5 protein-coding genes are annotated in these 6,170 nt (G+C 70.3%); all 5 read right to left on the bottom strand.

The window, feature by feature from the left end:
* Positions 1-207 precede the first annotated feature (207 nt).
* Positions 208-978 carry a proteasome subunit alpha gene (gene prcA, locus ACFWV3_RS41970; protein WP_382419539.1) on the bottom strand — a complete coding sequence of 257 codons (771 nt, stop codon included), beginning with the start codon at positions 976-978 and terminating at the stop codon, positions 208-210.
* Positions 979-1,012: 34 nt separating this feature from the next.
* Positions 1,013-1,861 (bottom strand): proteasome subunit beta, encoded by an 849-nt coding sequence (gene prcB, locus ACFWV3_RS41965; protein WP_382419538.1) that lies wholly within the window; start codon positions 1,859-1,861, stop codon positions 1,013-1,015.
* A 49-nt stretch (positions 1,862-1,910) separates the two neighbouring features.
* Positions 1,911-2,105: a ubiquitin-like protein Pup gene (locus ACFWV3_RS41960; protein ID WP_382419537.1), complete on the bottom strand. Its 195-nt coding sequence runs from the start codon at positions 2,103-2,105 to the stop codon at positions 1,911-1,913.
* 79 nt (positions 2,106-2,184) lie between these two features.
* The gene (gene dop / locus ACFWV3_RS41955; protein ID WP_382419536.1) at positions 2,185-3,678 is read right to left on the bottom strand and encodes a depupylase/deamidase Dop; all 1,494 of its coding nucleotides are present in this window, start codon (positions 3,676-3,678) and stop codon (positions 2,185-2,187) included.
* 72 nt (positions 3,679-3,750) lie between these two features.
* Complete coding sequence (locus tag ACFWV3_RS41950) at positions 3,751-6,144, bottom strand: FtsX-like permease family protein (RefSeq protein ID WP_382419535.1); 2,394 nt, start codon at positions 6,142-6,144, stop codon at positions 3,751-3,753.
* Positions 6,145-6,170 lie beyond the last annotated feature (26 nt).

The raw sequence follows: 6,170 nt of genomic DNA, 5'->3' as shown, positions 1-6,170 counted from the left end.
CAGGCGTGCCATCAACCCGCCGGTGGCGCGGAGGCCCCCGATCAGATTGCCGGGGGTCTGGGGGCAGCGCCCCCAGGTGGAAGCACGCAACCGCAACCACCCCGCCCGCAAAAGGGGAACGCCACGCAACCAGGGAAACTCAACCTCAATCACAACAAAAGCAAAGGGCCCCCGGGAAACCCCCAGAGGCCCAAAGCCACCAGCCACCTACTTGGACTCATCCTCCGAGTCCTTAGGAAGCTCAACATCCTCAACCGGCTTCCCATCCTTGACCGGAGCCGGCATCAACCCCTCCAACGCCGCCCCGGCAATCCGCCGAAACGCCCGCCGAGGCCGAGCCCGCTCCAACACCGCGACCTCCAGCTTCGCAGCGGGCAACAACTCAGAAGACCCAGCAGCAGTAGAGGGAGACCCAGCCGACAAGGCCTTCACCGCGACGGAGAACGCCTCCCCCAACGGCAGAGCCTCCGCGAAAGCCTCCTTCAACGCCGTGTTGGCGGCGTCCACGGTGCCGCCCATCACGATGTACTGGGGCTCGTCCACGATGGACCCGTCGTAGGTCAACCGGTACAGGGTGTCCGAAGCGGCCGAGTCGCCGACCTCGGCCACGCAGATCTCCACCTCGAAGGGCTTGATCTGCTCGGTGAAGTAGGTGCCCAGGGTGGTGGCGTAGACGTTGGCGAGCGAGCGGGACGTCACGTCGCGCGGGTCGTTCTGGTACCCGCGCACGTCGGCGAACCGGATGCCCGCCTGCCGCAGGTTCTCGAACTCGCTGTACCGGCCGACGGCCGCGAAGCCGATGCGGTCGTAGATCTCCGAGACCTTGTGCAGCGTGCTCGAGGGGTTCTCCGCGACGAACAGAATGCCGTCCGCGTACTTCAGCACGATGACGCTGCGACCCCTGGCGATGCCCTTGCGGGCGTACTCCGAGCGGTCGCGCATCACCTGCTCTGCCGATGCGTACAGCGGCATCGTCATGGGTGGTGCTCCTGACGTCGAACCGGTGGGGGACTCAGCCCGCGGGGCGGGACCTGCGGCCTTCGACGACCGCGTCGGCGATCGTCTGGACCTGGGACTCGGGCACCTCGACGGCGCCGTCGACACCGTTGATCGTGACCACTACCGGGTAGAGGCGGCGGACCGGGTCCGGGCCGCCCGTCGCCGAGTCGTCGTCCGCCGCGTCGTACAGCGCCTCGACGACCGCGCGGATGGCGGTCTCGACGTCCGCGTCCGGGTCGTAGAGCTTCTTGAGCGCCGACTTCGCGAAGAGCGAGCCCGAGCCGACGGCCTGGTAGCCCTGCGACTCCTCGTACCGGCCACCGGTGACGTCGTAGGACACGATGCGACCCGCCCGCTCGGGGTCGGCCGCGGTCGTGTCGTACCCGGCGAACAGGGGCACCACGGCGAGGCCGGCCATGGCCGCGTCGAGGTTGCCCCTGATCATGGCCGAGAGGCGGTTCGCCTTGCCGTCGAGCGACAGCGGCACGCCCTCGATCTTCTCGTAGTGCCGCAGGTCGACCGCGAACAGCCGCACGATCTCGATCGCGATGCCCGCGGTCCCCGCGATGCCGACGGCCGAGTGGTCGTCGGTCACGAAGACCTTCTTCATGTCGCGCTGCGCGATGACGTTGCCCATGGTCGCGCGCCGGTCACCGGCGATGACGACGCCGCCCTTGTACGTGGCGGCGACGATCGTCGTCCCGTGCGGGGCCTGGACGGTCCCCTCGGGGAGCTTGCGCCCGCCGGGCAGCATCTCGGGTGCCTGGGCACGCAGGAAGTCGACGAACGACGACGAGCCCGGCGTGAGGTACGCCGCCGGCAGCGCCGCGGCCGGGTAACGCCCGGTCGAGCTGTTGTCCATGTGTTGGTTGTTCTCCCGTCCCCGAGTTGGTCAACAGGCCCCCACAGGCCTACTGACCACCCTTCTGCACGTATGCGCGGACGAAGTCCTCCGCGTTCTCCTCGAGCACGTCGTCGATCTCGTCGAGGATCGCGTCCACGTCCTCGCCGAGCTTCTCGCGGCGTTCCTGACCGGCTCCGGCAGCACCGTCCGCGCCGTCGTCGCCGTCGCCACCGCCCTGGCGCTGCTTCTGTTCCTGGGACATCTCGGCCTCCCACTGACTCGCCTGACAAGAACACTACCCAGCGGCACCGACAAAAACCCTGAGCCACTCGGGTAGACGATCACCCGCGGGTCAGTGCGTCCACCAGTTGCTCGGCGGTGTCAGATGCCTCCAGCAACGCTCCGACGTGCGCTTTCGTTCCCCGGAGGGGTTCGAGCGTCGGAATCCGCACGAGTGACTCGCGACCGAGGTCGAAGATCACCGAGTCCCACGAGGCGGCCGCGACCGCGGACGGGTAGCGCTCCAGGCACCGGCCGCGGAAGTACGCGCGCGTGTCCTCGGGCGGCGTGGTGATGGCCGCGATGACCTCCTCCTCGCTGACCAGGCGCTTCATCGAGCCGCGCGCGACCAGGCGGTTGTAGAGGCCCTTGTCGAGGCGCACGTCGGAGTACTGCAGGTCGACGAGGTTGAGCCGCGCCGAACCCCACGCGAGGCCGTCGCGCTGCCGGTAGCCCTCGAGCAGCCGCAGCTTGGCGACCCAGTCGAGCCGGTCGGCGCACAGCGCCGGGTCCTGGGCCAGGTCGTTGAGCACCTCGCCCCAGACGCGCAGCACGTCGCGGTCGCCGACGCCCTCCTTCTCCACGAAGGCGGTGGCCCGCTCGTGGTAGGCGAACTGCAGGTCGAGGCCGGTGAACTTGCGCCCGCCGGTGAGCTCGACCTTGGTCTTGAGCGTCGGGTCGTGGCTGATGTGGTGCACCGCGCGCACCGGGTCGACCAGGCGCAGGTCGTCGAACCGCTGCCCGGCCTCGATCATGTCGAGCACCAGCGAGGTGGTGCCGACCTTGAGGTACGTGGAGTACTCGGCGAGGTTGGCGTCGCCGATGATGACGTGCAGGCGGCGGTACTTGTCCGCGTCGGCGTGCGGTTCGTCGCGGGTGTTGATGATGCCGCGCTTGAGCGTCGTCTCGAGGCCGACCTCGACCTCGATGTAGTCGGCGCGCTGCGACAGCTGGTAGCCGGCCTCCTCGCCGGACGGGCCGAGGCCCACGCGTCCGGACCCGGTGATGACCTGGCGCGACACGAAGAACGGCGTGAGGCCGGCGATGACGGCCGTGAACGGCGTCGACCGCTGCATCAGGTAGTTCTCGTGCGTGCCGTACGACGCGCCCTTGCCGTCGACGTTGTTCTTGTAGAGCTGCAACCGGGGCTGGCCGGGCACTGTGGCGGCCTTCAGCGCGGCCTCCTCCATCACCCGCTCCCCCGCCTTGTCCCAGATCACGGCGTCACGCGCGTTGGTGACCTCGGGAGCCGAGTACTCGGGGTGCGCGTGGTCGACGTAGAGCCGCGCGCCGTTGGTGAGGATGACGTTGGCCGCGCCGAGGTCCTCGACGTCGGAGTCGGCGGGGTGGCCGCCGGGGCTGCCCAGGTCGAACCCGCGCGCGTCGCGCAGCGGTGACTCCACCTCGTAGTCCCACCGGGCCCGCCGGGCGCGCGGTATGTCCGCCGCCGCCGCGTACGCGAGCACCACCTGTGTCGAAGTGAGCACCGGGTTCGCGGTCGCGTCGCCCGGCACCGCGATGCCGTACTCGACCTCGGTTCCCATGATCCGCCGCATACGCCACACCTTATGACCTGAACCCGCCAACAGCGTGAGGGGAGCTTCGCGTTGAAACTCCCCTCACCCTATTCACCCGGATGCCAATCCTGCTGCAGGTCGAATCCTGGAAGCGCCCCGCGACGGCCCGAAAGCGGCGACGACAGCGAGCGCGACGACCGCCAGCCCGCCGATGACCAGCGGAAACACCACCGAAGCCGCGGGCAGCACCAGCGGGATCCCGATGGACAGGATCGCGAGCACCGCGTACCCGAACCCGAGCGCGCCACCGCCGAGCACCCCGACGAGGGCCAGCATGACCGCCTCGGCGATGACCCCGCCCTGCAGCCCGCCTTGAGTGACGCCCAAGGCGCGGCGCAGCGCGAGCTCCTTGCGGCGTTCCTGGACGGAGATCGTGAGCGCCGTGCCGATGCCCGTCACGGCGACCGCCACGGACAGCCCGAGCAGCACCATCATCAGCACGGTGCCGAGGTGCATGTACCGGTCGGCCTCGGCGCGTTCGTCGGCGTCGGTGCGCACGATGACCGTCGGGTTGTCCGGCAGCGCGGCCTGCAGCCCGGCCCGGAACTGGGCGGGGTCCTTCCCCGGTTGCAACGCGACCAGCACCTTCTCCGGCGGTCCCGACGTGAGGCCGCCGAGGACCGGCGTGTAGCCGGTGAGCGTGCCGGGCACCGTTCCGACGACCTTGTACTGCCTGCCGTCGCTTTCGACGAAGGGCTTGTCGTCCCATTGCGACGGCACCAGGGCGGTGCCGTCGGCGAGCTGCTCGGCGCCGGACACGTTCTGCGCCTTCAGCCAGTTCCGGAACTCCGCGGGGTCGACGCCCGCCCCGTTCTCGGCCTTGTGCAGCACGACGCTCGCGGCCACGCCGTCCTGCGCGGGGATCGGGGGCAGTGCCCGTTCGCCCGCGTCCACGACCGTGGCGTCCGGGCGTTCCTCGTTGGCGAACGAGTACGTCAGCTCCTGCGCCGTGCCGAGCAGGACCAGGAAGAACGTCACCATCGAGCTGGCCAGCAGCAACGGCAACGCCACCGACGCCGAGCGCTGCGGCATCCTGCGCACCTCCGCGCCGGCGAGCTTCCAATGCGTGCCGCCGATCCTGCCGAACAGCCGCGCGATGAACGGCACGGTGACCGGGCCGAGGATCCAGAACAGGCCCGCCACCGCGGCGATCGCGGAGAACGTCACGGCGAGCGGCGCCGCTGACGTGCCCTTGGCCGCGATGGCACCCAACGCGAGAACCGCGGCACCACCGGTGAACAGAAGACCGAACACGAGCCGAAGACGACGCACGGACCGAGTCGGCACCTCGCTCTCGGCGTCACGCAACGCGGCGAGGGGTGACACGCGCGCGGCGTTGATCGCGGGACGGACAGCGGCCACGACCGACAGCACCGCGGCGACGACGACTCCGAGGATCACGTACCCGAGCGACGGCAACAGCTGCGGGCTGAGCTCGACCGCGCCGAAGAGCACGGAGATCCCGGTGACGTCGAATGTCCTGGCAAGCACCCACGCCATCGGGCCGCCGAGCAACGCCCCGCCGATGCCCGCGGCGGCACCCGTCAGCAACGCCTCGAACAGGCTCCTGCGCACCAACGGCCCGCGCTGGGCGCCGATGCACCGCAGCAACGCCGTCTGGCGCTGACGTTGCGCATAGACCGCACGGAACGTGGCAGCGGCGACGAACACCGCGGTCGCCAGCGCGAGAATGCTGAACGGCAGCAGCACGAACGTGAGGTCGTCACCGACCTTGTCGGCGTCCGGGTCCGGGTCCCACACGACGTAGGACGCACCGGCGGCGGTCTTCACCGCGTCCCGGGCACCGCCGATCACCCAGATCTGCTTGGTCACCAGCTGCGGGTCGAGCTTGCGCGCGAGGTCGGGACCGGCGACCAGGATCGGCCGCGAGTCGACGCCGCCCCGCTTCAGCACACCGCTGACGGTGACCTCGAACGGCTTGCCGTCGGCAGCGGCGAGCGACACCTTGTCACCAGGCTTGAGACCGCGCTCGTAAGCGGTGATCTTGTCGACGGCGACCTCGCCGCCGGCGGCGGGCTGCCTGCCCTCGGCCAGCGGCCAGCGCACCAGGTCCGGCTGCTGGACGTTCACCTCGGCCCGGTTCTGCCCTGCTCGCCCGGAGCTGTCGAGCAGGTCGGCCCGCGCGATCTGGACCGGCACCGCCCTGCCCACCGCGGACAGCCTGGCGACCACCGCGTCGTCGAGCTTCGGGCTGTTCGCCTCCGGCGTGTCGTCGTCGAAGGGCTGCGGCTTCACCTCCACGACGTGCCCCACGGACGACGGGGTGAGCGGCGCGCCCTCGTCGACCGACCGGCTGAGCGCGTCGCTCAGCACCAGGGCGGCCAGCAGGCAGGCCACGCCGACGACGAGCGCGACGCCGGGCAGCAGCGCGCGGCCCGGCCGGGCGCGGAACTCGGCGACGCCGAGCCGCAGGGAAGTGGACACGGATCCTCCTCGGTGACGTCTGACGG

It is taken from the genome of Lentzea sp. NPDC059081 (genome assembly GCF_042738015.1).
Taxonomy (GTDB): domain Bacteria; phylum Actinomycetota; class Actinomycetes; order Mycobacteriales; family Pseudonocardiaceae; genus Lentzea.
This window is presented reverse-complemented; position numbering and strand designations above follow the sequence as displayed.

Bases quoted from the DNA above. Each gene is read 5' to 3' on its own strand.
- prcA (WP_382419539.1), bottom strand. From the start codon at position 978: ATGACGATGCCGCTGTACGCATCGGCAGAGCAGGTGATGCGCGACCGC.
- prcB (WP_382419538.1), bottom strand. From the start codon at position 1,861: ATGGACAACAGCTCGACCGGGCGTTACCCGGCCGCGGCGCTGCCGGCG.
- ACFWV3_RS41960 (WP_382419537.1), bottom strand. From the start codon at position 2,105: ATGTCCCAGGAACAGAAGCAGCGCCAGGGCGGTGGCGACGGCGACGAC.
- dop (WP_382419536.1), bottom strand. From the start codon at position 3,678: ATGCGGCGGATCATGGGAACCGAGGTCGAGTACGGCATCGCGGTGCCG.